The following is a 25,406-nucleotide window of genomic DNA, read 5'->3' as shown; positions in this document are numbered from 1 at the left end:
GTTGATCTGGTGGAATCGGCGGCCGAGGCCGTCCGGGAGAGAAGGTCACGGTGGGTACGCTCGACGCGGTCCGGCAGCTGATCCGCCAGGGCTACCGCGCCCGGCCCGAGGACCTTGCCGACATGGCCATGCAGGCGGCGCCGCTGCTCGGTGTAACCGCGATGGTCATCTACGTCGTGGACCACCAGCAACGACAGTTGTTGCCGCTGCTCGGCGACCAGTCACCGCCCTGCGAACCGACCGCGGTCGACGGGACCCTCGCCGGGCGCGCCTACAGCTCCTTGACGCCTGTTGCCGCGTCGCCCGACGACGGCAGGCAGGTGGTGTGGGTGCCGCTGCTCGACGGCAGTGAACGCATGGGCGTGCTGCAGGTCATCGCCGACCGGCCGTTGACCGAGGAGGCCGTCGCCGACTGCGCCACCATCGCCGCGCTGGTCGGCGAGATCGTCGTCACCTGTGATCTGTACAGCGACACCATCGAACGGCGGCGGCGCCGCGAGCCCATGCAGCTGGCTGCTGAGATGCTCCGCGCGCAGCTGCCCCCGCTGACGTTCGCCACCAGTCGCCTCGTCGTCGCCGGCATTCTCGAACCCTGTTACGACGTCGGTGGTGACGCCTTCGACTACGCCGTCAACGGCGACACCGCCCACCTCGCCCTGTTCGACGCCGTCGGCCACGGCTCCGCCGGTGGCATGCGGGCCGTCGTGCTGGCCTCGATCGCCATCGCCGCCTACCGCAACGCCCGCCGTACCGGCATGGACCTGGCCTCGACCTACCATCATCTCGACAACGCCGTCCGGGATCACGACCGCACCGGCATGATCACTGCCGTGCTCGCCGAACTCGACCAGAACAACGGCGTCCTGCACGTCATCTCGGCCGGTCACCCCGGCGGCATCGTCCTGCGCAACGGTCGCCTGGTCACCGTTCTGCCCTCGCCCACCGCCCTGCCGGTCACTCTTGGTGATCGACGGCCGCCGGTCATCATTCAGGAAGCTCTCGAACCCGGTGACCACGTCCTGCTCTACACCGACGGCATCACCGAGGCCCGCGACAAGGACGGCACCCCGTTCGGCCTCGACCGGCTCGTCGAGTTCACCCAGCAGGCCCTCGCCGACCAGCTGACCGCAGCCGAAACCGCACGCCGGCTCGTCCACGCCATCCTCGGCCACCAGGACGACTGCCTCCAGGACGACGCGACCGTCCTGCTGCTGCACTGGCTCGGCCCGGTGGCAGCACCCCCGGCTGCCGCATGACGGTGTGCCGCCGGGTTCAGCTGTCGGCAGGCGGCTGACGACTCCCGAGCCGGGCCTGGAGCCAGCAGCCGGACACCACAGCCGCGACGAGCAGACCGGCGGCGATGGCCGCCGGCGGCCCGGCGACGAGTGCACCCACCGGCACCGCCACAACCAGGGCAAGAACGGCAATGAGGACAGTGAGCCATCTGGGGTGGCGCCGGGCCGCACGCGGTGACAATGTCCGGGCCAATCCGGGATCGGCGGCACTCAGGTACGCGTCGATCTCCGACAACCGGCGCTGTTCGACATCGTCAAGCACGGCATGCCTCCATCACGGTCACCGGGGCTACCCCTGGGGAGTACCCCTGCCGGTTGCTCGTACGCCTGTGTTCGGCGACTACCACCATTGTGACCCCGAGCGGTGGAGGTTTGGACACCGTCGGACGGGTACGCGGCGGTGATGCCGCTCGATCCTCAGCCGCGCGGGCGTCGCGGCACCGTTGGTCACGCCTACAGCCCGTTGAACCTGCGTCTGGTGCTGGCCGCGTTCGTGTCCGTCGTGTCCGTCGTGTTCGCCGTGCTGCTGTTGCAGACCGGGGTCACGGTGTTCGGATGGTTGTTCGTCGCGCTGGCCGTGGTCGCCGCTGTTGACCTCGTTGTCGTGCAGTTGCGACGCCGGGCCCGCCGGCGCGCTGAGGGCGACGGTCATTCGCTGTTCGAATGATCGCGCCGCGGCGGCCTGTCAGTGCGAGGTGGCTGCCGCTCTGGCGCGGGCACTCGTCTCCCGGGCCAGTTCTTCGCTGAGGCCCACGTAGGTCGAGGGGTCGAGGAGCTGGGCTACCTCGGCGGGCCGGCAGACCTCGGTGACCCGCGGATCGGCGGTGAGCGCCGCGAGGAATGTCGTCTCGCCGGAACCGGCTCGGGCGGCCGCGTCGCGGACCACGCCGTGCGCCTGCTGGCGGCCGAGGCGTGGTGCCAGGTGCATCATGACGTTCTCGGCGTTGATGAGGCCGTTCGTCAGGGTCAGGTTGTGCGCCATCCGGTCCGGGAAGATCTCCAGGCCGGCCAGCAGGTCGTGCACGCCGGTCAGCATGGCGTAGGAGAGCCGGCAGGCGCCCTCCACGGCACGGTCCATCATCGCGGAGCGGGCGCCGTCGACCTCGTGGGACTGCATCATCGCGTCGAGGGCGAGCGGCACGAGTGCTCTGACCTGCGCCGCGTCGCTGACGATGCCCTGCGAGATCTTCGGGTTGCGTTTCTGCGGCATGGTGGAGCTGCCCACGTCGCCGGCCGGGATGCCCTCGCTGACCTCGCCGAACTCCTCGGCCATGAGCCGGGACACCTCGTCGGCCAGGCCGGAGCAGGTGGCGGCGAGCATGCCGAGGACCGAGACCAGCTCGGCGAAGTGGTCGGTGATGTTGCGCGCGGGCACCGGCATCTCGGTCAGGCCGAGGTCGGCGGCGACCAGCGCCTGCACCTGCCGGCCCGGAGCGCCCAGCGAACCGAACGTTCCCGCCGCACCGCCCACCATGCACGTCAGCAGCCGGGGACGGCACTCGCCGAGGCGTTCCAGGTGCCGGATCAGCACATCGGACCAGGCCGCGACCTTGAGCCCGAAGGTCATGGGGACCGCGTGCTGCCAGTGGGTCCGGGCCGGCATCACCAGACCGGCGGTCCGCTCGCCCAGCTCGCTGAGCTCGAGCAGGATCTGCCGCAGCAGCTCGACGATCATCCCGTGCGCGTCGCGGAGCATGAGGACGTCACCGGTCTGCTGGATGTTCTGGGTGGTCGCACCCCAGTGCACATAACCGCCGTACGGGTCGCCGGCGACTCTGTCCAACTCCTCGATCAGCGGGACCAGGGTGTGCCCGGTCCGCGCCTGCCCGGCGTCGATGCGCTCGTCGTCCATCAGTGAGAGCTGCGCCGAGGCGCTGATGCGGTCGGCCGCGTCCGCCGGGATGATTCCGAGGGCACCCTGCGCCCTGGCCAGCGCCGCCTCGACGTCCAGATAGCGCTGGCGGCGGGCGGTGATGCCGAACAGGTCCGCGATGGCGCCGTCCCGGCCCTCTGGCATCCGGCCGCTCCTGACCTGTCATCGTCCCGGCTGTACGTCCAGCTCAGGACTATGCCACCAGTGCAGGCCGGTGATGCGGTGCAGCGACTCACTTCACGCAGGTGTCGCAGTAACAGGAGCCGTAGTTCGTCCGGGCCGGACGGAGCAGAAGGGCCATCGGCAGCGCGGTGAAACCGGGACGGATACCGCTGGAGGCCAGCAGCTCGCGTTCGTCGTCACGCAGATAGTTGAAGGTCGCGGTGCTGTAGTAGACGGCCATGTCGTTCTTGAGCTGGGTCCGCAGCAGCGACATCTGCCGCTTGGAGGCGCACCCTCGCACCTTCTCGACGACGTGGGGATTGCGATCATTCAGTCTCGGTGCCAGGGACGCCGGCGCAAATTTGCCGACTTCGCAGGTCAGATTGGAAACGATCACGAAAAACAGTCGGCGACTGGTGTCCGGGAGATACATTCCGGAGCCGTCCCGGAAATACCACTCGTGCATCGCCTTGGCGAGCTCCGCCCGCTGCTCAAGGCTCAGTGGATCATCATCGGCCGGGGTCGACGGCGCGGTGACCTCCCACAACCGGGCGTACGCCCCCGCGGCCTGCGGGGTCAGCGAATTGCGCATCTGGCGCCGATAGTTGTTGCCGACCCACAGACCCACAACACCGAGGAAAATGGTCGCCAGCGCCTGCGAGATCTCACCCATCGCACCCACACTCCCGACTGTCCATGAGCGATCCGGTGCACCGTTGCAGGCCAACCATAATGGAGTTTTCCGGTGCCGAAAGGGTCGTCGGACCGTCCGAGAGCGGACAAAAAACTGCCCGGTCGGATGATCGACCGGGCCCGATGCGACGGTCAGCGACCGGTGTACGCGTACGCGGCAACCCAGTCGATGTAGACGTGCCCGCTGATGCTCGGCTTGGGGCGGCCGCCACCCGGTGCGCGTTACGCCTTACGGGTGAATGAGAGATCGTTCTGCTGCGGATCGCGTCATGACCGCTGCGCTCGCGACTCTCCAGAGCATGGCAAAGTTCCCTAGTTTCCTCCGTAAGGCGGCGATGGTCGGTCTGGCCGTCTCCGCGCTCTCCCTGCCCGTCGTCGGTGGGACCGCTTCCGCGGCTCCGGCCGGCCCCGCCGCCCCGGCGGCAACCGTCAAGGCACCGGCACTGAGCCCGTCCGCCAAGCTGCTGATGCGTCGTGACCGCAACACGGTCTGCGTCAACGGCCACGTGCAGAACATCGGGTGGCAGGGCTGGCGCTGTTCCAGCAACCGTCGTGCGGCGATGGTCGGCACCGTCGGCCGGTCGCTGCGGCTCGAGGCAGTGTCGATCTCGACGAACCGGACCGGCGGCGTGTGCGCCCAGGGCCACGTGCAGAACATCGGCTGGCAGCGTACGCGGTGCACCAGCAACAACCGGGTCATCACCGTCGGCACCGTGGGTGAGTCGCTGCGGCTCGAGTCGGTCCGGCTGAGCACCCGCACCGGCATCTGCGCGCAGGGCCACGTGCAGAACATCGGCTGGCAGAACTGGCGGTGCTCGCGCCGCAACGGCTGGGCGCAGGTCGGCACCACCGACCGTTCGCTGAGCCTCGAAGCGCTCCGCGTTCGCGTCTGACCTTTCCCCATGAGCGATCGCCCGCGGTAGTCACCCCCGACTACCGCGGGCGATTGCCGTTCGCCCGGTCCGTCCTCGCATCCTCAAGAATCCGGCGTCCCGGCCGATGGGTCACAGCGTCGGAAGCTTCAGACCCCGGGCGAGGCAGGAGAACGACCGTGCACGCAGCGGCCCACGAACTCGAGGCGGCGTCATGGCAGCCGGGCCCTGCGGACCTCGGCGAGATCGAACGGCTGCTCAACCTCGCCCGCATCCACCTCAGCGTGGAAGTGGCCTGGGTGTCCGCTTTCACCGCCGATCAGCAGACGATCTGCGTGGCCACCGGCGAGGTCGAGGCGATGGACATCCCGGTCGGCCAGGGCACCGAACTGCCGGACTCCTACTGCACCCGGGTGCTCGCCGGAGCGCTGCCCGCAGTCATCTCCGACGCCCGCCGTCACCCGATCACCCGGGACCTGGCCGTCACCCGTGACCTGCACCTCGGCTCGTACATCGGGGTGCCGTGGCGCGGACCCGACGGCATCCCCGCGGGCATGGTGTGTTGTGTCAGCAGGCACCCCGATCCGACCCTCGGCGAGCACACTGTGCGTTATCTCGCCCTGATCGCCGACCTGATCAGCGACCACATGGACAGCCCCTTCGCCCAGCAACGCCACGCGATGGAGAAGAACCGCCGCAGTGTGCAGGCCGTTCTCGACAGCCGGGCGGTCCGGATGGTCTTCCAGCCGATCGTCCGGCTGCACGACCACCACACCGTCGGGTTCGAGGCACTGGCCCGCTTCGAACCGAGCATGTTCACCGGACCCGACACAGCGTTCGCGGCGGCGAGCCACGGCGGTCTCGGCGTCTCCCTCGAACTGCTGGCCCTGCGCCAGGCGCTGCACCGGCTCCGTGACCTGCCCCTCGGAACCTGGCTGGCGGTGAATCTGTCCGCCGAGGCCCTGCTCGACCCCGAGGTGCGCGACCTCCTCCTGGCCCACGCCGGAGCCGACCTGAACGTCGAGGTCACCGAGCACACCCAGGTCACCGACTACGACCTGCTGATCGACGCGCTCGGCTCGCTGCGCCGGGCCGGCATCCAGCTCAGCGTGGACGACGCCGGGGCGGGCTACTCCAGCCTGCAACACATCCTGCGCCTGCGCCCGGACCTCATCAAGCTCGACATCAACCTGGTCCGCGACATCGACACGGACCCCGTCAAGGCCGCACTGGCCCACTCCTTGAACGACTTCGCCCACCAGATCGGCGCACGGCTGATCGCCGAGGGCATCGAAACCGCCGCCGAACACGCACACCTTCGCGGAATCGGCGTCGCCTACGGTCAGGGCTACCACCTCGCCCGCCCGGCCGTCCTGCCCTGACCCAGGCGTCACAGGCGCTCAAGAGTGCCTGGTTGCCGCCGATCGGATAGGTGTGCGACGTAATGGCGGTTGGCTGGCCTGGCCCGCGGTCGGGCTCCTGGCGTGTGTGGCGTACGTGGTGGCTCCGAGCGAGGCCGCACGGCAGATCGTCATGTTGCTGACGAGCCTGACCTCTGTGGTCCTGGCGGTTGTCAACATTCGCCGGCGGCCGTTGGCGGACGCCCGGCTGTGGTACGTCCTGACCGGCGGACTGGCCTTCTGGGCAGCCGGTGATCTCGTCTCTGTCGGCAATGCCGTGACCCTGGGCCTTCTGCCGTTTCCGTCCTGGGCCGACGTCTTCTACCTCAGCGCCTACCCTCTGCTCATCGGCGGGCTGTTCGGCCTCAGCCGTCCGCCCCGGCAACGCAGCCTCGCCGGTCTTCTCGATTCCGCGGTGATCGTCACCGGCCTGGGCCTCGTGTACTGGGTTTTTGTCATCGAACCCATCGCACACCAGCCCGACCTGCCTGGACTGGTGCGCCTGGCCTCGGTGGCGTATCCGACGGCCGGCCTGCTGCAGATCGCGGTGACGATGCCGCTGATCTTCCGGGTCGGCGGACGCTCACCCACGCTGTGGTTGCTGACCCTGTGCAGTGTCACCGCGATGCTCAGCAACGCCGGCTATTCCTTCCTGACACCCTCCAGCCCCGTGTACCACGTAGCGCTGGGGATGTACCTGCTCGTGTACGTCTGCATCGCCGGTGCTGCCCGTTACGCGCCGACCGGCCGGGCCGGCGCGGACGACGCCACCAAGGAACGGTTCGGCCGGATGCGGCTGACGTTGCTGGGCGTCTCGACTCTGCCCGTACCCGTGGTGCTGGTGATCGAGGGGTGGCACCGGCCGGGCCGGATCAGCTGGCTGCCGGTGGCCGCCGGCGCGGTCGTGTTGTTCGGTCTGGTGCTTGTACGTTTGTCGGGTTTCGTGACCAAGGTCCAGATCCAGGCCGGACAGCTGGAAGATCTCGCGATGCTCGACGGGCTGACCGGGCTCCCCAACCGGCGGCGGTTCGAGCAGCGACTGCAGGAATCGCTGCCGTCCCACGTCGTCCAGCTGGCCGTGCTCGACCTCAACGGCTTCAAGGAGGTCAACGACCGGCTCGGGCACGGCACAGGTGATCATCTGCTGGCTGTGGTCGGGCAGCGGCTGACCCAAGCCGTCCGGAGCGACGACATGGTCGCCCGGCTGGGCGGGGACGAGTTCGCTGTCATCATGACGGACACCTCGTCGGCGGAGATGGACGGGATCGTGGAGCGGTTGCAGGCCGGGCTGCGCCGTCCGGTCCGGGTCGACGACCAGGACCTGCTGATCAGCGCGAGTGTGGGCTCGGCCGACAGCACCGGCACCGACGACCCGTACGAGGTGCTGCGCCGAGCGGACGTCGCCATGTACGCGGCGAAGACCGATGACGGCGGCCACCGCCGGTACTCCAACCGCATGGACCAGGACGCCGGCGAGCAGGCCCAGGTGCGCGCGGAGCTGAAGGTGGCCCTGGACACCGGCCAGTTCCGGCTCGTCTACCAGCCGATCGTGTCGCTGCCCGGCGGCCGGATCGTTTCGGTGGAGGCCCTGGTGCGGTGGCAGCACCCGGAACGTGGTTCTGTCAGCCCGGCGGCCTTCATCCCGGTCGCCGAGCAGAACGGCCTCATCGTCGAGCTGGGTGAGTGGATCCTGCGGGAGGCCTGCACCCAGGCGGTCGCTGGCGCAACGAGTTCGGCGAGGCCGCGCCCAAGCGCATCAGCGTCAACGTGTCCGCCCGCCAGCTGGCCGAACCCAACTTCCCCGACATCGTCACGTCGGTCCTGGCCCGGACCGGGCTGGGCGCGGCAAACCTGACGATCGAGGTGACCGAGACGGCGGTTTTCGGTGGCGGACGGGCGGTGCAAGCGGTCAAGGCCCTGCACGGCCTGGGCGTCAAGATCGCACTCGACGACTTCGGCACCGGGCACTCGTCACTGGGCCTGCTGCAGACCGTCCCGGTGGATACGCTCAAGGTGGACAAGTCCTTCGTGGACAACATCACCATGGCCGGCCGGCACGCGGTCATCGCCACGGCGCTGATCCAGGTCAGCGACGGCCTCGGCCTGACCGCGGTGGCCGAGGGTGTGGAAACTGCCGAACAGGCCGCCGAACTGCACCGGCTCGGCTACCAGATGGCGCAGGGCTACTTCTTCGGCAGGCCGGTCCCCCAACCCGACTTCCTCACCGCGTACGCCCAGCAGGCCGGCGTCTCCTGAGTCATCGCCCCGCCTCGCATCGTTGCGCTACGACCACCTCGGCGAATACAGCCGCGAGGGTGGCGCCAATCGGCGGTACGGCATCCCGGTCGCCGGCGACGACCCGGCCGCGAAGAAGCAGGTGTTCGACCTGATCGAGCAGATCGGCTTCGAACCCGTCGATGCGGGCGGGCTGTCCGACAGCCGCTCGTTCCAGCCCGGCACCGACGTCTACACCGCCGACCTGCCCGCCGACGAACTCCGCGAGCGGATCGGCATCTGAAGGGACACAGCCAGGGCCCGCCCGGCCGGAGCCGGGCGGGCTTTTAGGCTCAGGCGGCGGGCTGCAGCAGGACCTTCGTCCAGCCGTCGTCCCGGTTGTCGAAGTGCTGGTAACCGTCGGGCGCATCGGTCAGCGGCAGCTCGTGGGAGACCAGGAAGGACGGCTGCGCGCGACCGGTGATGATCAGGTCGCGCAGGTGGCGGTTGTAGCGCATGACCGGGCACTGTCCGGTCCCCATCCGCTGGCCCTTGCTGAACAGCGTGCCGTAGTCGAACGCGATGCGGCCCTGCTTCGCCTCCTCGGTGGACGCTCCCGGGTCCTGCGGGAGGTACACCCCGACCACACCGATACCGCCGGTGGAGCGCACCACCTTGACCAGGTTGTCCAGGACCAGCTCCGGGTGCTCCCGGCCGGACGGGTCGTGTGCCTGGTAGCCGACCGCCTCGACACCGCAGTCCGTGCCCCGCCCGCCGGTGGCGTCCAGGATCTGCTCGACCGGATCACCGGCCGAGAAGTCGACCGGCGTCGCGCCGATCTTGCCGGCCAGGTCGAGCCGGTCCTTCTCCTTGTCGACCACGAAGACCTGCGAGGCGCCGCGGATCATCGCGCTGTGGGCGGCCATCAGACCCACCGGACCGGCCCCGAAGACGGCCACGCGGTCGCCGGGCTGCAGACCGGCCAGCTCTTGATCCGGTCGACGGCGTCACCGACGGCCTCGACGATGCCCATGTTCTCGTGGCCGAGGATCTTGCCCTGCTCGACCGACGTGCGCCCCTCGTACATGTGCAGGTCCGACCCGCAGATGTTGGTGGTGGTGATCCGCACGATCGCGTCGTTCGGTGACTGGATCGACGGATCCGGCACCTCCTTCACGGTGACCTCGCGGGGACCCTGGTAGACGACAGCCTTCATGACATCCTCCGATCGCTGATCGTCGCCGCCTACCCTCCCCGCGGCCGAGGTAACGAAGCGCCGGCTACCTGAGTGCGGCCGGCCGGGCCAGGAGGTCGTCGCCGGACGAGCAGCTGAGAACGGCCCGGCGGACGGCGCTGACCCGCGCCGCGGCCTCCCGCTCGTCGAGTTTCCGCAGCTGCAGCCACACCTTGCGGGCCGGGGCGACGTCCTCCGTGGCGAGGTCGAGCTGTGCCGGATCGACGCCGAGCAGCCAGGCTGTCGCGGCGTTGACCACCACCGGGTCGGTTCCGGGCGACTCGTCGGGGCAGACGAACGGCAGGACGCCGACGTTCGACACCATGATGTGCTCGAGGTTGCCGGCTTCGTACACGTGACCGTCGTCGCCGATGGACATGGGGATGGGCATGCTGTCCGGATAATTGGCGATGTCCAGCTGGGGGATGATGTTCTCCTCCGCGCTGGTCGGGGCGTCCGGCAGCCGGGCCAGCTTCGCGAGCGCCGCGCGGGCCGGAGGTGTCACCTCGTCCAGCACACCGCTGTGCACCCGGGCCACGCAGACCTTCGGGGTGTCGGCGGTGCAGACCAGCTCACGTGCGGCCGCGTCGATCGGCTCCTTGACGAAGGCCGAGCCACCCTGGAGGACCAGCACCGCGGCGATGATTCCCAGCAATGCCGGCAGCAGGGCGCGCTTACGGGCGACGGCGAACAGCAGAGCGACGCTCGCGGCCAGGCCGGTCAGGTAGAGCACCTGGGCGACGCTGAACCGTCCCGGAACGGTGGCAAAATCATCCGGACCGCCCAGCGTGGACGAGGGGAACAGCAGCGCGCTCAACCACTCCCGGTTCCCGGTGATCCCCTTCGCCACCAGCGGGGTGGCGAAGGTCGCGACCGCCAGCAGCGGGGCGGTCGCCAGGTACGGCAGCAACCGCCCGGCCGCCAGCCCGAACCAGGCCGCGGTGACCATCGCGAGCGCGCCGGCCACCAGAACTCCCGCCACGGCACCGGCCCGCAGGTACTCCGCGGTGTCGACGATGCTGACCGCGGCCAGACCCCAGGCACCGGCATAGGTCACGAACGCGGTGATGCCGTACACCGTCAGGATCGGTGCGACCTGCTGGGCCCGCGGACGGGGAACGCCGGCGAACAGCTCCAGCACCCCGGATCGGTGCTCCCGCCGCCCCTGCCAGGCTCCCGCCGCCACGGCGAGCCCGGTCAGGAACGAGAGGTACCACCGCTGGTCCATCGCCAGGATCATGTAGCCGCTGGTCCACCGGTAGGGCGCGGCGTAGAGCAGCCACGTGCCGGCGACCAGCAACAACACGCCCATCCAGGCCACGCCGGACCGGCGTAGCTCGATGCGGAGGATGCGGGTCATCGGCGCTCGTCCAGGTCCGGGTCTCGTTCCACATCGAGGTAGACGACGGCCGATCGGGAAAGGATCACCGTTTCGCCACCTGCGGTCAGTCGCTGACGGGGACCGGCCGGCGGGACGGTGCGAGCATCATCGCCACGCAGGCGATGGTGATGACGACGAAGAAGCCGACCGCGGCCTGGAGGGCGGCGGGGACGTCGACGAAGAAGGCCGGCAATGCGGTGACCGCGGAGATGATCCGGGCGCCGGCGGCGATGCGGACCGCGCCGCGCCGGGCAGTGCGCCAGGCGATCACCACGGCGATCACCGTGATCAGGCCGAGGACTGCGTCGATGACCAGGATGGCGTAGGGCGGGCCGTCCTCGCCGTCCGGCGTCGGTGTGAACGGTGCGATCAGGTCGAGGACTCCCAGCACGAGTGCGATGATCATTCCGGCTTTGTTGAGTTTGGTGAACGGCATGGCTGACACCCCGGATTCGGATGAGCACCGTTGATCGGTGCCGGCACGTCGAGCTTGCGGGCGGGCCACTTCCCGCCGGATCGGTCCGCCTACCTGAGCGACCGGGGAATCCTCCCGGGTCCTCCCGGGAAGATAATCCTGGGTCCGGGCAGGTAGAGCCATCATCATGGACGCATGACGCCGCCGGACCGCCCTATCTCCGTGGTCCTCGTGGACGACCACCCCGTGGTCCGCGGCGGTCTGCGGGCGCTCATCGAGTCGTTCGAGGGCTTTTCGGTGGTGGGCGAGGCCGCTGACGGTGAGCAGGCCGTCCGCGAGGTGCTGCTGCATCAGCCGGATGCGGTGATCATGGATGTGATGATGCCGCGGCTGGACGGCGTGGAGGCGACACGCCGGATCGTCCGCGCCAGCCCGTCCACCGCCGTGCTGGTGCTCTCCATGGCCGAGGACGACGACGTGGTGTTCAGTGCGATGCAGGCCGGCGCTCGCGGGTACCTGCTCAAGGGCGCCGCGCAGGAGGAGATCGACCGGGCGCTCAAGGCCGTGGTGGCCGGTGAGGCGATCTTCGGTCCCGGCGTGGCCGCGCGGGTGCTCGGGCTGTTCTCCCGCGGGACGGCCGACCGCACCGACCCGTTCCCGGAGCTGACTCCCCGGGAACGTGAGGTGCTCGAGCTGGTGGCGCAGGGCCGGCGCAACGCCGCCGTCGGGCGGACCCTCGGGATGGCGTCCAAGACGGTGGCCAACCATCTGTCGTCGATCTTCGCCAAGCTCCAGGTCACCGATCGGTCGGCCGCCATCGTCCGGGCCCGCGACAACGGACTGGGGCGGGGCCGCTCGTCATGACACAGCTGGAATGGTCCGGGTGGCTGCCGCTCGGCGCCGGTTCGGTCGTGCTCGGCGGCGCGGTCCTGTTCCTTTTCCTGCGGCGGCGCCGCGCCCCCGAGTCCGCCGTTCCGGTCCGACTGCTGGGGCTGCTGCTGGCCGCCGCGGTGAGCGCTCTGCTGGCCGTGGTGGTGCGACTGACCACAGGTCCGGGCGGCGTACCGGATCGGTTGTGGGCCTTGAGCCTGGTCGTTCTGCTGCCCCTGGCGGTCGTGCTCTACCCCGACGACCGCCCGCCTCCCGGGCTCGGCTGGACAGCCACGGCCGTGGTCGGTCTCTCCGGCGGCATGGCCCTTCTGTACCCCGGGACCTTCGCCGGGAGCGGGCTCAGCGAGATCGTCGCCTACCTGCTGGTGCTGGCCGCGCAGTGGTGGCGTTACGAGCACACCAGCAGCACCGGACGGCGCGCACTGCAATGGCTGGCGCTGGGCTCGGTGCCGGGACCACTGCTGGCGGCCATCGCGAGCTTCGTGATCCCGTACGAGCCTTTGGGCGTTCTCGGTCTGGTGGTGTGGATCGTGTTCGTCGCCTGTTTCTGCGTCGGCCTGGTCGCGCCGGAGCTTCGCGACGTCCGCGCGATCATGCTGAGCGTCATCGTCCACTCGATCACCGTGCTGCTGGTGATGAGCGTCTTCGCGACCGTCATCGCGCTGGCCGACACCATCGCCGGAGATCCGGTGAGTCTGGCCCCGGGCGCGCTCGGGCTCATCGCGGCCGCCTGCGCCATCGGGTACGCCCCCTTCGCTCGACTCTTCCGTCAGGTCATCGAGCTGCTGCTGTTCGGCGCCCGCAGCGATCCGATCGCCGCCGCGTCACGCATCGGGGAACGGCTCGGCCACGACCCCGTGCCGGCGTTGCGGTCCCTGCGCGAGTCGCTGACCCTGCCGTACGCCGCCCTGCTGGACGAGTCCGGTGAGCCGGTCGCGGTCAGCGGGCAAGAGCCGGAGTCCGTCGTCCGCTGCAGTCTGATCGCCGGGACCGACACTCTCGGGCATCTGGTCGTCGGTCTGCGACCGGGTCAGGTGTCCCTGCTGCGCGGTGACGAGCAGGTCGTGGCCGTCCTGGCGCCGGCCCTGACCCAGCTCATGCAGGCGCGCAAACTCCGAGGCGAGCTGCAGGCGTCGCGCGCCGCCGTCGTCTCCGCGATCGAGGAGGAACGCCGGCGGCTGCGGCGCGACCTGCACGACGGCACCGGACCACGCCTGACCGGGATCGCGTACGCCGCGGACGCCGCCCGCAACATCCTGGGCCGGGACCCGGACCGCGCCGCGCAACTGCTGGCCGGTGTGCGCGCGGAGGCCGGGGAGGCGATCGTCGAGGTGCGCCGGCTCGTCGAGGGTCTGCGTCCACCCAGCCTGGACCAGGTCGGCCTGGAACAGTCCGTCCGGCAGCACGCACAGCACCTGCTGCACTCCGACGGCCGGCCGATGGCCGTCGAGGTCCGGGTGCCCGCCGAGCTCCCGGCGCTGACGGCGGCGGTGGAGGTCACGGCGTACCGCATCGTCGTCGAGGCGCTGACCAACGCCTCCCGGCACTCCCACGGCCACCAGGCGACCGTCACGCTGTCCGCGGACGAACCGGCCCTCGTGGTCGAGATCCACGACGACGGTCCCGGCGACGACGCCTGGGATCCCGGCGACGGGATGACGTCGATGCGGGAACGTGCCGAGATGCTCGGCGGCACCCTGACCGCCGGCCCGGACACGACCGGCGGACGAGTGATCGCCCGGCTGCCGCTCATCCCCTCACCCCAAATGGGTGACGCGCCCCACACCGCCTGACCAGTCATCGGCGCCGATCAGGCCGTATAAGCGCCGGTATGGGACTTCGAGGATTCAGTGCGGGCGGCCCGGTCGCTGAGAGCATGCTGATAACCGGATGCCGCCCGTAACCCAGCGGTGGGAGCATGGGCGCTTCTGTGCGCGCAGGGACTTCCGTTGCGCGTGGTGCCTCTGAGAGGCCCAAGAAGCTGAGGGAGTTTCTCGTGACCGAACAAGCCGCCGCGCCTCCGGGCAAGCTGGACGCCGCGGTGCTCAAGATCGCCGGGGTGGTGGTGCTCGGGGCGATCATGTCGATCCTCGACATCACCGTCGTCAGCGTCGCCCTGCCGACCTTCCAGAACGAGTTCGACGCGACGTACGCGCAGGTCGCCTGGACCATGACCGGGTACACCCTGGCGCTGGCCACGGTGATCCCGCTCAGCGGCTGGGCCGCCGACCGGTTCGGCACCAAGCGGCTCTACATGATGGCGATGCTGCTCTTCACGCTCGGCTCGGTGCTCTGCGCCACCGCCGACTCGATCGAGCAGCTCGTCGCGTACAGGGTCCTGCAGGGCCTGGGTGGCGGCATGCTCATGCCGATCGGCATGACGATCATGACGCGGGCCGCCGGCCCCGAGCGGATCGGCCGGCTCATGGCCGTGCTGGGCGTTCCGATGCTGCTCGGCCCGATCGGTGGCCCGATCCTGGGTGGCTGGCTGATCGAGGCAGCGAGCTGGCACTGGGTCTTCCTGATCAACCTGCCCATCGGCATCATCGCCCTCGTCTACGCGCAGCTCGCCCTGCCCAAGGACGAGCCCCACCCGTCGGAGTCGTTCGACTTCGTCGGCATGCTGATGCTCTCGCCCGGCCTGGCCCTCTTCCTGTACGGCGTGTCGTCGCTGCCCGAGGAAGGCACGATCACCGCCACCAAGGTGTGGGTCACCATGCTGGTCGGTGCGCTGCTGGTCATCAGTTTTGTCATCTACTCGTTCAGGCCGCAGCACCCGCTGCTCGACCTGCGCCTGCTGAAGAACCGCAACCTGAGCGTCGCGTCGCTGTCGCTGTTCGTCTTCGTGATCGCGTTCATGGGTGCCGGCCTGCTCTTCCCGAGCTACTTCCTGCAGGTCCGGGGCGAGTCGACGCTCGACGCCGGTCTGCTGATGGCTCCGCAGGGCATCGGTGCGGTGCTGACCATGCCGATCGCCGGCATGCTGGCCGACAAGATCCCGGTCGGCCGGACGGTGCCGTTCGCGATGGCGCTGATCGCCGTCGGGTTCTTCGGCTTCACCCAGGTCGGGACCGACACGTCGTACCTGTTCCTGTGCGGGTCATTGTTCGTGATGGGCCTGGGCATGGGCGGCACGATGATGCCGATCATGACTTCGGCGCTGCGGACGCTGCAGTCCGCCGAGGTCGCCCGCGGATCCACGCTGGTGAACATCCTCCAGCAGATCGGCGGCTCGATCGGCACGGCGATCATGTCCGTGATCCTGACCAGCCGGCTCAACGGCTCGACGCCGATCCCGGGCCTGAACAACCCGCAGACCGGCGAGCCGATCACCGAGGCGGGCGCGGCCATCGCCACGCAGCAGGGCGCGCAGCTCCCGCTGCCGCCCAACGTCCTCGAGCGCGGCCTGCAGTACGCCGCCGACTCGTTCTCGACCACGTTCTGGGTCGGGTTCGCCCTGGTACTGGCGACCTTCATCCCGATCGCGTTCCTGCCCCGCAAGCGCCGCACGCCCGGCGCCACGGGTGCGGCGGCCGAGCCCGCCGTCGAAGCGCCGATCCTGATGCACTGACACACGCCGGACAAGAACAGGCCGCCCCACCGCTCGGTGGGGCGGCCTTTCTGCTCCACTCGCCTATTCGCGGGCGAGGCGGCCGGTCTGAGCGGGCTGGACGACGTCGCCGTCACGGGCTGGGACGACCTGCTCGCGGCGAGCGGCGCGACGCCGGCCGGACACGTACAGGTAGGCGACGACCAGCACGCACAGGACACCGAACGCACCCAGACCGATCAGCACGGGTGTTGAGATTCCCGTGGATCTGTCGGCGCGCGCCACCGCGGGCTGGGAAGCGGCGGCGGCCGCGGGCCGGGTGGGGTCCGCCACGGTGAACGGGTACGAGCCCTGGACCGTGTGACCGTCCACCGACACCACGCGGTACGCCACCGTGTAGGCGCCGTTGCTCAGCGGCTGAGTAAGGCTGACGGTGCCCTTCCCGGCGTCGACGGTCGGAGCCGCGGCGGGTATCCGTTGTCTGGCCGCGTCGCTGACGACGATGGTGGTGAACTCGGGGTTGAGCCGTTCGCTGAAGGTCAGCGTGACCGAGGCCGGCGCCCGGGCCAGGCTGGCGTCCTCGGCCGGATCCGCGCTCACCAGCTGGGCGTGCGCCCAGGCCGGCGCGGCAGGCAGCAGCACGATCACCACGGCGGCCAGTGCGGCCAGAGCCTTCCTCACGCCAGCACCTGTTCGCCGATCCAGCCGCCCTCGGCGCAGCCCGGCGGGATCGCGAACACGGCCGAGCCGATCGGAGTGATCCATTCGTTGAGCAGGTCCTTGTCCGCGAGGCGCTGCTGGATGGGCACGAACTGCCGGGCGATGTCACGCTGGTACGCCGCGAAGATCAGCCCGGCGTCGGGGTGCCCGAGCGCGTTCGGCACGCCGTCGTAGTTGTACGGCCGGCGCAGGATCTTCAGGCCGGGATCGGTGACCCGGGCCCGGGTGACGTGGGAGAAGTCCGGCATCTTCGGCAGACCGGTGTCGTCCAGGGCGCCGAAGTCGGGCTCGTCGCGCTCGTTGGTGCCGCTCAGCGGGGCACCCGACTCCAGGCGGCGGCCGGTGGCGTTCTCCTTGTCGGCGACGGCCAGCAGGTCCCACTTCTCGATCTCGGCCCGCATCCGGCGGATCACCAGCTGGGTCGAGCCGTCGGTGTTCCACACGGCCGGGTCGATCTCGGTGCCGCGGGGATTGGCCGTGCCGTCGAGCTGACCCAGCACGTTGCGCTGGGTGTGCTCGGGTGCCTGCACGCCGGGGCTGCGCCGGAAGCCCTGCTGCACCCACCGGACCGCGGCGAACGGCCGCGCATCCTTGATCAGCATCCGCTGGGTGTGCGCGACCGTGAGCGGGTCGTCGGCGCAGATCTGCAGCAGCAGGTCACCGCCGGACCAGCGCCGTTCCAGCCGGTCGATGGAGAACTTCGGCAGATCCGCGACCGGTGACGGCACCCCGGCCACGCGGTACAGGCCGGGGCCGAAGCCGAAGGTGACGGTCAGCCGGGCCGGCAGCACCGCGAGGGTGGCGTCGGTGTCACCCAGCGCGGGAACGCCCCGGGTCAGGCGGGCGGCGTCGTCGGACAGCAGCCGCATCATCCGGCTCAGGGTCCGTTTGTCGCTGCCGGCGGCGAGGGTGAAGGCCACGAAGGCGGCGTGTGCCGGCGGGTCCTGGGCCACTCCAGCCTGGCGGGTGCCGTGGAAGGCCACGGTGGCCGTACCGGTGTCCAGCGGGCCCGTGGCCGCGACCGGGACGGGAGTGTCCTCACCGGACAGTGCAACAGCTGCGGCGACCGCACCGAGGCCGGCGACCGCACCCCCGGCGAGCAGGCCTCGCCTGCTCACCGGGGAGGGTCGTGAGGTCACGGCGTCATGCTCGCCATCGGCGAGGCACCGTCCATCGGCATGCCCGAGCCCGGCATGGACATGCCCGGGTCGTAGCTCTCGCCGGCACCGGCAAAGGGCTTGGCGACCGCGGCGAACGGCACGGTCTTGCCGTCGGCCAGCTTGAGGGTGAACGTGACCTCGTCACCGGCCGCCACCTCGGCGGCCGGCTTCATCAGCATCAGGTGATCGCCACCCGGCGACAGCTCGTGCGTGCCCCCGGCCTCGATGACAAAGCCGCCCTGCTTGGGCTGCATCAGCATCTTGCCGTCCTTCATGGTCATCTCGTGCAGCTCCATCGGGGAGGCCGGCGACTCCGCGCCGACCACGGTGATGGCAGCGCCGGTGTTGTTGACCAGGGTGCCGAACGCGGCAGTCATGACGCCGGCCTTGGAGGCCTTCACCCACGGGTCCTTCACCGTCAGGGTCGTGGCGGCCGACGGGCCGGTGGTCGGTGCTGCGGCGGCGGTGTCGTCGCCGTTACCGCAGCCGGCGAGACCGAGCGTGGTCAGTGCGCCGGCCAGTGCCACTGCGGCGAGGGTACGCCGCCGGGAGCCGCGGTTCAGGATGTTTGGCATGGTGTCCGTTTCTCCAGGGGGTATTCGCTGCATTGGTCGTGACCCACCGGTGGCGAGTTCCCGGCCTGTCCGCGCTTTGCGGTGCCGGGCGGGGACGGCGGGTCAGGCGCAGGACAAGACAGAAGCCGAGGACCAGCAGGGCGTGGGTGCCGAGCCGCGCGGACCCGACCCGTCCGCTGAGCAGGTCGCTGACGGTGAGCACGGTGAGCACGCCGATGAACGCGGCCAGCATGATGAGCACGCCGGCGTGACCCGTTCCGGCCCGGGCGACACCGAGGAACGCCGCACCCAGGGCGATGTTCCAGGCGGCGGACTCGTTGCCGACGTGCCCGCCGTTGACCAGGTCCACGGCGTGGAGGCCGAGGATCTGGACGGTGCCGAGCAGGATCTGCAGCACGGCGACAGCGGCCAGCGCCCAGCGGGCGGGATCACGCCTCGCGCGGGGCACCGCCATCCGCTCGTCGGCGCCGACCAGCCGCAGGCCCGGCCGGTGATCCATGTCCATGCCGGGTAGTCGCGCCGCGAGCCCTCATGGTTCCCGCTGTGGTGTTTCCCGTGCCGCCGCGGCGAGAAATGCGTTGTAGCGGGCCAGGTCGTCCGCTTCGCCGGAGGCCTCGGCGCGGTCCGCAGCCCGGTCCAGGCGGGCCTGTTCCCGTTCGTCGGTACGGATCCACTGGCGTACCAGCAGCAGCATGACAACCGCGGCGGGCACCTCACCGAAGGCCCACGCCAGACCGGCGCCGAGGTGCTGATCGGCCAGCAACGACGACGCCCAGGCCGGGTGCACGGCGGTGTACCAGTCGTCGGCGATGACCGTCGTGGACTGCAGCAGCACAAAGCCGAAGAAGGCATGCGCCGCCATCGCCAGCAGGTGCACGACGGTGAGCAGCGCCGGCGGGACACGGCGGCGGCCCGGGTCGATGCCGATGAGGACCCAGAACAGCAGGTACCCGGCGAGCACGAAGTGCACGAGCATCGCGAGGTGTCCCAGGTGGTACCGCATGAGGGTGCCCAGCAGACTACTCAGGTAGAGGCCGTACAGGCTGGTCACGTAGATGCCGAGCGCGACCAGCGGGTGACTGAGGAACCGCATGGGCCGGCTGTGCAGCGCGACCGTCAGCCATTCGCGGGCGCCGCGCACCTGCGGGTCCGCCGGCCGCTTCAGCGCACGGAGGGCCAGGGTCACCGGGGCACCGCCGACCAGCAGGATCGGCACCACCATGGAGAGCACCATGTGCTGGATCATGTGCACGCTGAACAGCACGTAGGCGTACTTGCCGACGCCCAGGCAGGTGATCGCACCCAGGATCAGCATCCCCGCCAGCCAGGACGCGGTCCGGCTCACCGGCCAGGGGTGCCCGGCCCGGTGCAGCCTGCGGACCCCGGCCAGATAGTAGAAGATGCCCACCGCAACGACCGTCAGGAAGAACATGTCCGGCAGGGGGTTGCCGAACAGTCCGGCCGCGGTGATCGGGCCCGGCTGGTCGAAACCGAGCAGTTCGACCAGCGGATCGGGCTCCGCGACGCTCTCGGGCACCGGGGTGGGACTGCGCGCCAGGGCCACGGCCAGCCCCACCGCGGCGCCCAGCACGACCAGCTCCCCTGCGGCCAGCCGCAGGAAGGCCCACGGCGCGCCGGCTCGCAGCGCCGGCAGGGTACGGCTGCGGTGCGCGGCGCCGATGACCCCCACGGCGAGCAGCGCCACGACCTTGAGCAGGACCAGTACGCCGTACCGGGAATCGGTGAGGGCCTGGACGCTCCCGAGCCGGACCGCCGCGTTGACGGCGCCGGTGACGGCGGTCGCCACAAAACAGGCCAGGGCCAGCCGGCTGTAGCGCTCGGTGGTCTCGGCGAAGCGGCGGTGGCGGTTTACCAGGAGGAGGCCGGCCAGGCCACCCACCCAGAGTGACGCCGCCAGGATGTGCAGCGCGAGGCTGGTGACGGCGACCTGGTGGTCGCCGGCGCCGGCCGAGTGCCCGGTGAACGCGGGCGGGAGCAGCGTGACCATCGCCAGCACGGCGGTGACGGCGGCGAGCCCGCGTGACACGCCGCAGCGGGTCAGGACGGCCAGCAGCAGGGCGAGTCCGGCCTGGGTCAGCAGGGCCTGACCCTGCGCGATGGAGCCCGCAAAACTGACCAGCGTCTGGCGGCTCAGCTCTCCCGCCGGCACACCGAGCAGGTCCGACACGGTCAGAGCGATCAGGGCGAGGGACGTGGCCGCCCACAGCAGCGCCAGCCACGTCGTGCGGCGCAGCAGTTGCCAGCCGTGGGCCGACACGCTGCGACCGTCGCCGGGCAGCAGGAACGCCGCCGTAGTCGTGGCACCGACCGTGAGCACACCAAGGGTGTTCGCGAGCAGCGTCAGCGCGGGCAGCGCCCACAGGGTCAGCCGGCCGGGGCTGGGGATGCCGGGCAGCACACTGCCGTCGACCGCCCCACCGAAGATCAACGCTGTCACCAGGACCACCACGGCCGTGCTGGTCACCACGGCGACCAGCGACGGCGTCCTCACCGCACTCTGCACTCCGGGAAGTCGTCCGAGCGGGGAGAAAAGTTCCCGGAGGGTGACCGGGACAAAAGTCGGCCGGCGCGGGAACCAGGAGCGACTGCGGTCCGACTCCTGATGCGACGGGTGCGGCGCCGCATCCACCGAGCGATCCGGAGGACGAACACTCATGGTGGGTTCCGGCGTCCCGGTGGACCCGTTGCCGGGCCCCGAGCCCGACCACAACCTGGTCTCACTGGCAGCGGAGGCCGCGGCCGGTGACCGGGCCGCCTTCACCGACCTCGTCCAGGCGACACAACGCGACGTCATGCGGTTCCTGGGCAGCATCGCCCCGTGGCGTGAGGTCGAGGATCTGACCCAGGAGACCTTCCTGCGCGCCTTCCGGGCCCTGCCCGCCTTCGCCGGCCGTTCCACGGTACGCACCTGGTTGTTCGCCATCGCCAAACGTGTCGCCGTGGACGCGGTGCGCCACGCCGCGAGCCGCCCGCGTCTGATCGCCGTGCCCGACTGGCGCAGTGTGGCCGAGGGCGGCTCGGTGCGCTTCGAGGAAGAACACGCCCTGCACGATCTGGTCGCTGGGCTCTCCGCCGAGCGCCGGGAGGCCTTTGTCATCACGCAGGTCGTGGGTCTGTCCTATGCGGAGGCAGCCGAGATCTGCGGTTGTCCGATCGGGACGATCCGCTCCCGCGTCGCCCGTGCCCGCGAGGACCTGGTGACCGCGATGCAGGAGGCACGGCTGGGCCACCGGGACGTCATCTGATCCGGCACTTTCGCCGGGAACCAATCGCCGCGGCCCGGCGACCAACGAGCGAATCGTGGCCGCCGAACGCTGTGAGGTGCTGATGTCCACCACCACCCCCGTCACGTCCGCCCCACCGGTGACGAGACCGAGGGCTGCGCCCGCGCGCAGCATCGGTCCCCTGCTGTTACGTCTGCACTTCTACGCCGGTGTCTTCGTCGCGCCGTTCCTTCTCCTGGCCGCCATCAGCGGGCTCGCCTACGCGTTCTCCCCTCAGATCGACCGCATCGTGTACGCCGACGAACTCGTGATCGCCGAGCCCGGTGGCTCAGCGCGGCCGATGTCCGAGCTGCTCAACGCCGCCCGGGCCAGTCATCCCGTCGGCACTGTGACCGCGATCCGGGCCGGCGACGGCGACCGCACCACGCAGATCGACTTCACCGCGCCCGGCCTGGACGCCATGCACGCCGAGACCGTCTACGTGAACCAGTACACCGGCGCGGTGACCGGGCAGCTGACCACCTGGTTCGCCAGCACACCGACGCAGACCTGGCTCGACGACCTGCACACCAGCATGCATCTCGGCAAGTACGGCTTTCTCTACTCGGAGTTCGCCGCCAGCTGGCTCGCGTTCATCGCCCTGGGCGGGCTGATCCTGTGGTGGCGCCGCCAGCGCGGCAAGAAGATGCTGGCACCCGAGCTCGCCGCGAAGAAGGGTGTGCGCCGTACCCGCAGCTTTCACGCCTCGCTCGGTGTGTGGCTGACCCTGGGCCTGCTGTTCCTGGCTGCGACCGGGCTGACCTGGTCCGACTATGCGGGCGTCAACTTCGGCAAGGCGGTCGACGCGCTGCAGGGCAGCCGCCCGGCGGTGGCGACGACACTGGCCGGTGCCGCCCCGGTCGCGGCCGGCGGCCACCACGGTGGCGGCACCACCCCCGCTGCCACCGCCGGCATCGACCCGGCGACGCAGGTCGACTCGGTGCTGAAAACCGCGACCGACAACGGCATCACCCGGTCGGTCGCCGTGACCGTGCCGGCTGACGCCACCACCGCCTGGACGGTCTCCGAGAACAAGGTGACGTGGCCGCTCGGGCGCGACAGCATCGCCGTCGACGGCGCCACCGGTGCCGTGACCGACCGCAGCAACTTCGCCGACTGGCCGGTGATGGCCAAGCTCACCCAGTGGGGCGTCTACGCCCACATGGGCCAGCTGTTCGGCCTGGCCAACCAGATCGTGCTCGCCGCACTGGCGATCGGCCTGATCACGGTGATCGTCTGGGGCTACCGCATGTGGTGGCAGCGGCGCCCCACCCGCGCCGACCGCCGGGCCCTGGCCGGAACCCCGCCCCCGCGCGGCGCCTGGCAGCAGCTGCCCACCTGGGTGATCGTCGTGGGCGTACCTGTGGTGTTCGCGGTGGGCTGGTTCGTGCCGCTGTTCGGCATACCGCTGGTCGCGTTCCTGCTCATCGACGTCGTCGTCGGCGCAATCCGCAGGCGACGCGGCAACCGTCCGCGGCCCGAGGTGCCCGTCTCCCCCGCCCCGGCCGGACGCTGACCCGCCGCAGGTGGCACCACCGCACGCGGTGCCACCTGGGCGGGAACCGGACGCCGGGCCACGACGACTATCCGGTCATGAGATCCGAGGGCCACGGGCCCGTGCCGGCGGACACGGCGGGGAGCCGGTACTGCCGTGCAGTGCGCCGCCGTGGTGCGATTCCCCGCTCCGCGATGACTGTCCGGCACACCGGCAACGGTCTGCAGCTCACCCGGTCCCACCGGAGCACGAACCCCGTGCCGGTCAAACGATCATGGCGGGGCGCATTCACCGCCGTGGTGGCCGCCGTCGTGCTGTGCGCCAGCGTGACACTGCTGCTGACCGGCGTCTCGGTCGTACCGGCCGCGGCGGAAGGGCCGTGCCCGCCCCGGGCCTCGATGCCCGCCTATTCGGGCGGGCGCGAGCTCCTGGTGCGGACCGAGCCGGTACGGGGAAGCACGGCTCTCCTGCATCTGTGCGCCGACCCGGCGATCGGACCGGTACGGGCGTGGGAGATCAGCACCGCGCGCCCGGGGACGATTGCCGTGCAACGCGTCGCGGAAAGCGTCGCCCTGGCCGCCGTCCCGCTGCGCACCGACCGGCGCATGGATCTTGTCGTCACCGTGCGGCCCGGCTCGGGGCAGCCGCTGACGTTCAAATTTTCCGTGCGCGGGTGAACCATCACGCGGCCAGGTCCGTATTCTGACGGAGAATTCCGTGACGAGAGGACCCGCGGTGATGCCGGAGCCCGACCTCACCGCCCTCGCAGCTGCCGCGGCAGCCGGTGACCGCGACGCCCTGACGGACCTGATCCGCGCGACCCAGCACGACGTGCTGCGCTTCCTCACTCCGCTCTCCTCCCACGGCGACGCCGAGGACCTGGCTCAGGAGACCTACCTGCGGGCCGTGCGGGCCCTGCCCGACTTCGCCGGACGATCCTCGGTGCGGACCTGGCTCTTCGCCATCGCCCGCCACGTGGCCGCCGACGCCGTTCGCCTCGCCGGCCGGCGGCCCCGGGCGGCGTCCCTGCCCGACTGGCAGGCCACCGCCGACGCTGTCGCACCCCAGCAGTCCCGCTTCGAGGAGCAGCACGCCCTGCAGGACCTGCTCGCCGGTCTCGACCCCGACCGGCGGGAGGCATTCGTCGCCACCCAGATCGCCGGGTTGTCCTACGCCGAGGCGGCCGAGGTCTGCGACTGCCCGGTCGGCACCATCCGCTCCCGCGTCGCCCGCGCCCGCGAGGACCTGGTCGCCGCGGTCAGCGACACCCGTCCGGAGCAACGCCGGATCGGCTGAACACGCCCGTCGCGCTCACCCGGCCCGGACGTCGGTCTTGTCGAGCCGCCACCGGACCCAGTGGGTGCTGTGGCCGACAGCAGCGGCCAGGCGGACGAGAGACCAGCCCTCGGTACGCCGCCGCCCCAGCCACGCGTGCAGGTCGTCGGTGCCGACACGCACGGCGGCGGCACGGTCCGCGGAAAGCGCCCTCGACCGCCGTCCCTCCGCGGTGTTGACCCCGGTGGGGCGAACCGCGACTCCGGCGACGTCGAGCGCAGCACGCAGACGGGCGCGGCCCAGCCCGGTTGCTGCGGCCAACGCCTGCAGACCGGCTCCGGCGGCGTACGCGGAACGCAGGTAACCGGCGAGGTCGGGATGACCGAGGCGGGTCAGGCGGTCGTCGAGCTCTCGGCGGCGCCGGGCGGCGGTGGTCTCCCGCCCGGCCTGCAGCGCGGCCCGGCGCCGGGTGACCCGCTGCTCGGGCTCCTCCAGGCGCGCGGAGGCATCGCGGGTATGCCGCAGCTGCGCGGCGCCGGCGGCGAAGGCGTCACGGAGCTCGGTGTTGCTGCGGTACCGCCGGGCCTGCCGGTCGCGGATCGCCGCCGACAGCCCGCGAGCGGTCAGGGGCTCCCCCGCGCACAGACCCAAGGTGCTGCGGTAGCTGTCAGCGGTGTGGCCGTGGGCGCGCACATGGGAACCCAGCGAGGTGTACCAGCGACCGCACAGATGACAGCACAGGCGGCCGGTGGCATCGTCGACGGTCAGCTCGGCCGGCCGGGCATGCAGTCCCGTGCCGTCCGGCAGCTGCCAGAGGTGTCCATGACCGCTATCGGACGCGGCCCGGCGGCGGCGGGCCTCGGGAACGCCGGCCTCGGGTCGCGACAGAGCGCAGATCATGAGTCCGATTCTGACGC

General features: G+C 70.6%; 27 protein-coding genes. 14 read left to right on the top strand and 13 right to left on the bottom strand.

The features are described 5' to 3' along the window. The first annotated feature begins 50 nt into the window (after positions 1-50). A complete protein-coding gene (locus AFR_RS14220; protein WP_023361168.1) occupies positions 51-1,256 on the top strand; it encodes a PP2C family protein-serine/threonine phosphatase in 1,206 nt (401 codons plus the stop codon). Positions 1,257-1,272: 16 nt separating this feature from the next. Here AFR_RS14220 and AFR_RS14215 read toward each other — a convergent pair whose 3' ends face one another. After that, positions 1,273-1,557, bottom strand: coding sequence for a DUF3040 domain-containing protein (locus AFR_RS14215; RefSeq protein ID WP_023361167.1), 285 nt, complete (start codon positions 1,555-1,557; stop codon positions 1,273-1,275). Positions 1,558-1,698: 141 nt separating this feature from the next. Here AFR_RS14215 and AFR_RS14210 point away from each other — a divergent pair, with 141 nt between their 5' ends. Then, positions 1,699-1,962 carry a hypothetical protein gene (locus AFR_RS14210; protein ID WP_041842185.1) on the top strand — a complete coding sequence of 88 codons (264 nt, stop codon included), beginning with the start codon at positions 1,699-1,701 and terminating at the stop codon, positions 1,960-1,962. Between the two features lie 18 nt (positions 1,963-1,980). Here the strand turns inward: AFR_RS14210 and AFR_RS14205 are convergent, their stop codons facing one another. Both AFR_RS14205 and AFR_RS14200 read right to left on the bottom strand, forming a co-directional pair. Then, positions 1,981-3,312 carry a class-II fumarase/aspartase family protein gene (locus tag AFR_RS14205; protein ID WP_023361165.1) on the bottom strand — a complete coding sequence of 444 codons (1,332 nt, stop codon included), beginning with the start codon at positions 3,310-3,312 and terminating at the stop codon, positions 1,981-1,983. Positions 3,313-3,400: 88 nt separating this feature from the next. Further along, a complete protein-coding gene (locus AFR_RS14200) occupies positions 3,401-4,003 on the bottom strand; it encodes a hypothetical protein (RefSeq protein ID WP_023361164.1) in 603 nt (200 codons plus the stop codon). 289 nt (positions 4,004-4,292) lie between these two features. Here AFR_RS14200 and AFR_RS14195 point away from each other — a divergent pair, with 289 nt between their 5' ends. The 5 genes from AFR_RS14195 to AFR_RS14180 all read left to right on the top strand — a co-directional run bounded on the left by AFR_RS14195 (position 4,293) and on the right by AFR_RS14180 (position 8,813). Then, on the top strand, positions 4,293-4,916 hold the full coding sequence (locus AFR_RS14195) for a hypothetical protein (protein ID WP_238547280.1): 624 nt from the start codon (positions 4,293-4,295) through the stop codon (positions 4,914-4,916). 158 nt (positions 4,917-5,074) lie between these two features. Next, positions 5,075-6,277 carry a sensor domain-containing phosphodiesterase gene (locus AFR_RS47805; RefSeq protein ID WP_023361162.1) on the top strand — a complete coding sequence of 401 codons (1,203 nt, stop codon included), beginning with the start codon at positions 5,075-5,077 and terminating at the stop codon, positions 6,275-6,277. Between the two features lie 52 nt (positions 6,278-6,329). Continuing rightward, positions 6,330-8,150 (top strand): putative bifunctional diguanylate cyclase/phosphodiesterase, encoded by a 1,821-nt coding sequence (locus tag AFR_RS48385; RefSeq protein ID WP_274519514.1) that lies wholly within the window; start codon positions 6,330-6,332, stop codon positions 8,148-8,150. Next, positions 8,063-8,551 (top strand): EAL domain-containing protein, encoded by a 489-nt coding sequence (locus AFR_RS48380; protein WP_274519513.1) that lies wholly within the window; start codon positions 8,063-8,065, stop codon positions 8,549-8,551. Before AFR_RS48385 ends, AFR_RS48380 begins: the two co-directional genes overlap by 88 nt. A gap of 22 nt (positions 8,552-8,573) precedes the next feature. Continuing rightward, positions 8,574-8,813: an NAD(P)-binding domain-containing protein gene (locus AFR_RS14180; protein WP_023361161.1), complete on the top strand. Its 240-nt coding sequence runs from the start codon at positions 8,574-8,576 to the stop codon at positions 8,811-8,813. A 49-nt stretch (positions 8,814-8,862) separates the two neighbouring features. Here the strand turns inward: AFR_RS14180 and AFR_RS14175 are convergent, their stop codons facing one another. From AFR_RS14175 to AFR_RS14165, 4 genes are all read right to left on the bottom strand, one after another. Continuing rightward, on the bottom strand, positions 8,863-9,435 hold the full coding sequence (locus AFR_RS14175; RefSeq protein ID WP_238547279.1) for a zinc-binding dehydrogenase: 573 nt from the start codon (positions 9,433-9,435) through the stop codon (positions 8,863-8,865). Next, positions 9,435-9,725 (bottom strand): alcohol dehydrogenase catalytic domain-containing protein, encoded by a 291-nt coding sequence (locus AFR_RS47795; RefSeq protein WP_238547278.1) that lies wholly within the window; start codon positions 9,723-9,725, stop codon positions 9,435-9,437. The genes AFR_RS14175 and AFR_RS47795 overlap by 1 nt, the downstream gene beginning before the upstream one ends. Positions 9,726-9,789: 64 nt before the next feature. After that, positions 9,790-11,103, bottom strand: coding sequence for a hypothetical protein (locus tag AFR_RS14170; protein ID WP_023361160.1), 1,314 nt, complete (start codon positions 11,101-11,103; stop codon positions 9,790-9,792). A gap of 85 nt (positions 11,104-11,188) precedes the next feature. Continuing rightward, positions 11,189-11,560 carry a hypothetical protein gene (locus AFR_RS14165; RefSeq protein WP_023361159.1) on the bottom strand — a complete coding sequence of 124 codons (372 nt, stop codon included), beginning with the start codon at positions 11,558-11,560 and terminating at the stop codon, positions 11,189-11,191. 174 nt (positions 11,561-11,734) lie between these two features. Here AFR_RS14165 and AFR_RS14160 point away from each other — a divergent pair, with 174 nt between their 5' ends. The 3 genes from AFR_RS14160 to AFR_RS14150 all read left to right on the top strand — a co-directional run bounded on the left by AFR_RS14160 (position 11,735) and on the right by AFR_RS14150 (position 16,001). After that, a complete protein-coding gene (locus AFR_RS14160) occupies positions 11,735-12,403 on the top strand; it encodes a response regulator transcription factor (RefSeq protein WP_023361158.1) in 669 nt (222 codons plus the stop codon). Beyond that, a complete protein-coding gene (locus AFR_RS14155) occupies positions 12,400-14,223 on the top strand; it encodes a sensor histidine kinase (RefSeq protein ID WP_023361157.1) in 1,824 nt (607 codons plus the stop codon). The genes AFR_RS14160 and AFR_RS14155 overlap by 4 nt, the downstream gene beginning before the upstream one ends. 203 nt (positions 14,224-14,426) lie before the next feature. Beyond that, positions 14,427-16,001 (top strand): DHA2 family efflux MFS transporter permease subunit, encoded by a 1,575-nt coding sequence (locus AFR_RS14150; protein WP_023361156.1) that lies wholly within the window; start codon positions 14,427-14,429, stop codon positions 15,999-16,001. A 63-nt stretch (positions 16,002-16,064) separates the two neighbouring features. Here AFR_RS14150 and copC read toward each other — a convergent pair whose 3' ends face one another. The 5 genes from copC to AFR_RS14125 are packed head-to-tail and all read right to left on the bottom strand — an operon-like array spanning position 16,065 to position 20,947. Then, entirely contained in the window at positions 16,065-16,661 is a 597-nt protein-coding gene (copC, locus tag AFR_RS14145) for a copper homeostasis periplasmic binding protein CopC (RefSeq protein ID WP_023361155.1), read from the bottom strand. Further along, complete coding sequence (locus AFR_RS14140) at positions 16,658-17,818, bottom strand: Dyp-type peroxidase (RefSeq protein ID WP_023361154.1); 1,161 nt, start codon at positions 17,816-17,818, stop codon at positions 16,658-16,660. Before AFR_RS14140 ends, copC begins: the two co-directional genes overlap by 4 nt. 17 nt (positions 17,819-17,835) lie before the next feature. Next, the gene (locus tag AFR_RS14135; RefSeq protein ID WP_041840859.1) at positions 17,836-18,435 is read right to left on the bottom strand and encodes a copper chaperone PCu(A)C; all 600 of its coding nucleotides are present in this window, start codon (positions 18,433-18,435) and stop codon (positions 17,836-17,838) included. After that, on the bottom strand, positions 18,338-18,940 hold the full coding sequence (locus tag AFR_RS43595) for a hypothetical protein (RefSeq protein ID WP_023361152.1): 603 nt from the start codon (positions 18,938-18,940) through the stop codon (positions 18,338-18,340). The genes AFR_RS14135 and AFR_RS43595 overlap by 98 nt, the downstream gene beginning before the upstream one ends. A 24-nt stretch (positions 18,941-18,964) precedes the next feature. Next, positions 18,965-20,947 carry a bifunctional copper resistance protein CopD/cytochrome c oxidase assembly protein gene (locus AFR_RS14125; RefSeq protein WP_084298373.1) on the bottom strand — a complete coding sequence of 661 codons (1,983 nt, stop codon included), beginning with the start codon at positions 20,945-20,947 and terminating at the stop codon, positions 18,965-18,967. Between the two features lie 163 nt (positions 20,948-21,110). On the opposite strand from AFR_RS14125, the gene AFR_RS14120 reads away from it, so the two are divergent. From AFR_RS14120 to AFR_RS14105, 4 genes are all read left to right on the top strand, one after another. Next, positions 21,111-21,701 carry a sigma-70 family RNA polymerase sigma factor gene (locus AFR_RS14120; RefSeq protein WP_023361150.1) on the top strand — a complete coding sequence of 197 codons (591 nt, stop codon included), beginning with the start codon at positions 21,111-21,113 and terminating at the stop codon, positions 21,699-21,701. A 55-nt stretch (positions 21,702-21,756) separates the two neighbouring features. After that, entirely contained in the window at positions 21,757-23,235 is a 1,479-nt protein-coding gene (locus AFR_RS14115; protein WP_023361149.1) for a PepSY-associated TM helix domain-containing protein, read from the top strand. Positions 23,236-23,312: 77 nt separating this feature from the next. Continuing rightward, the gene (locus tag AFR_RS14110) at positions 23,313-23,891 is read left to right on the top strand and encodes a hypothetical protein (protein ID WP_148307958.1); all 579 of its coding nucleotides are present in this window, start codon (positions 23,313-23,315) and stop codon (positions 23,889-23,891) included. 58 nt (positions 23,892-23,949) lie between these two features. Beyond that, positions 23,950-24,510, top strand: a complete 561-nt coding sequence (locus AFR_RS14105) for a sigma-70 family RNA polymerase sigma factor (RefSeq protein ID WP_148308279.1) — start codon at positions 23,950-23,952, stop codon at positions 24,508-24,510. A 15-nt stretch (positions 24,511-24,525) separates the two neighbouring features. Here the strand turns inward: AFR_RS14105 and AFR_RS46080 are convergent, their stop codons facing one another. Beyond that, on the bottom strand, positions 24,526-25,389 hold the full coding sequence (locus tag AFR_RS46080; protein WP_023361146.1) for a Ros/MucR family transcriptional regulator: 864 nt from the start codon (positions 25,387-25,389) through the stop codon (positions 24,526-24,528). Positions 25,390-25,406 lie beyond the last annotated feature (17 nt).

The organism is Amorphoplanes friuliensis DSM 7358, assembly GCF_000494755.1.
In the GTDB taxonomy this organism is placed as follows: Bacteria; Actinomycetota; Actinomycetes; order Mycobacteriales; family Micromonosporaceae; genus Actinoplanes; species Actinoplanes friuliensis.
This window is presented reverse-complemented; position numbering and strand designations above follow the sequence as displayed.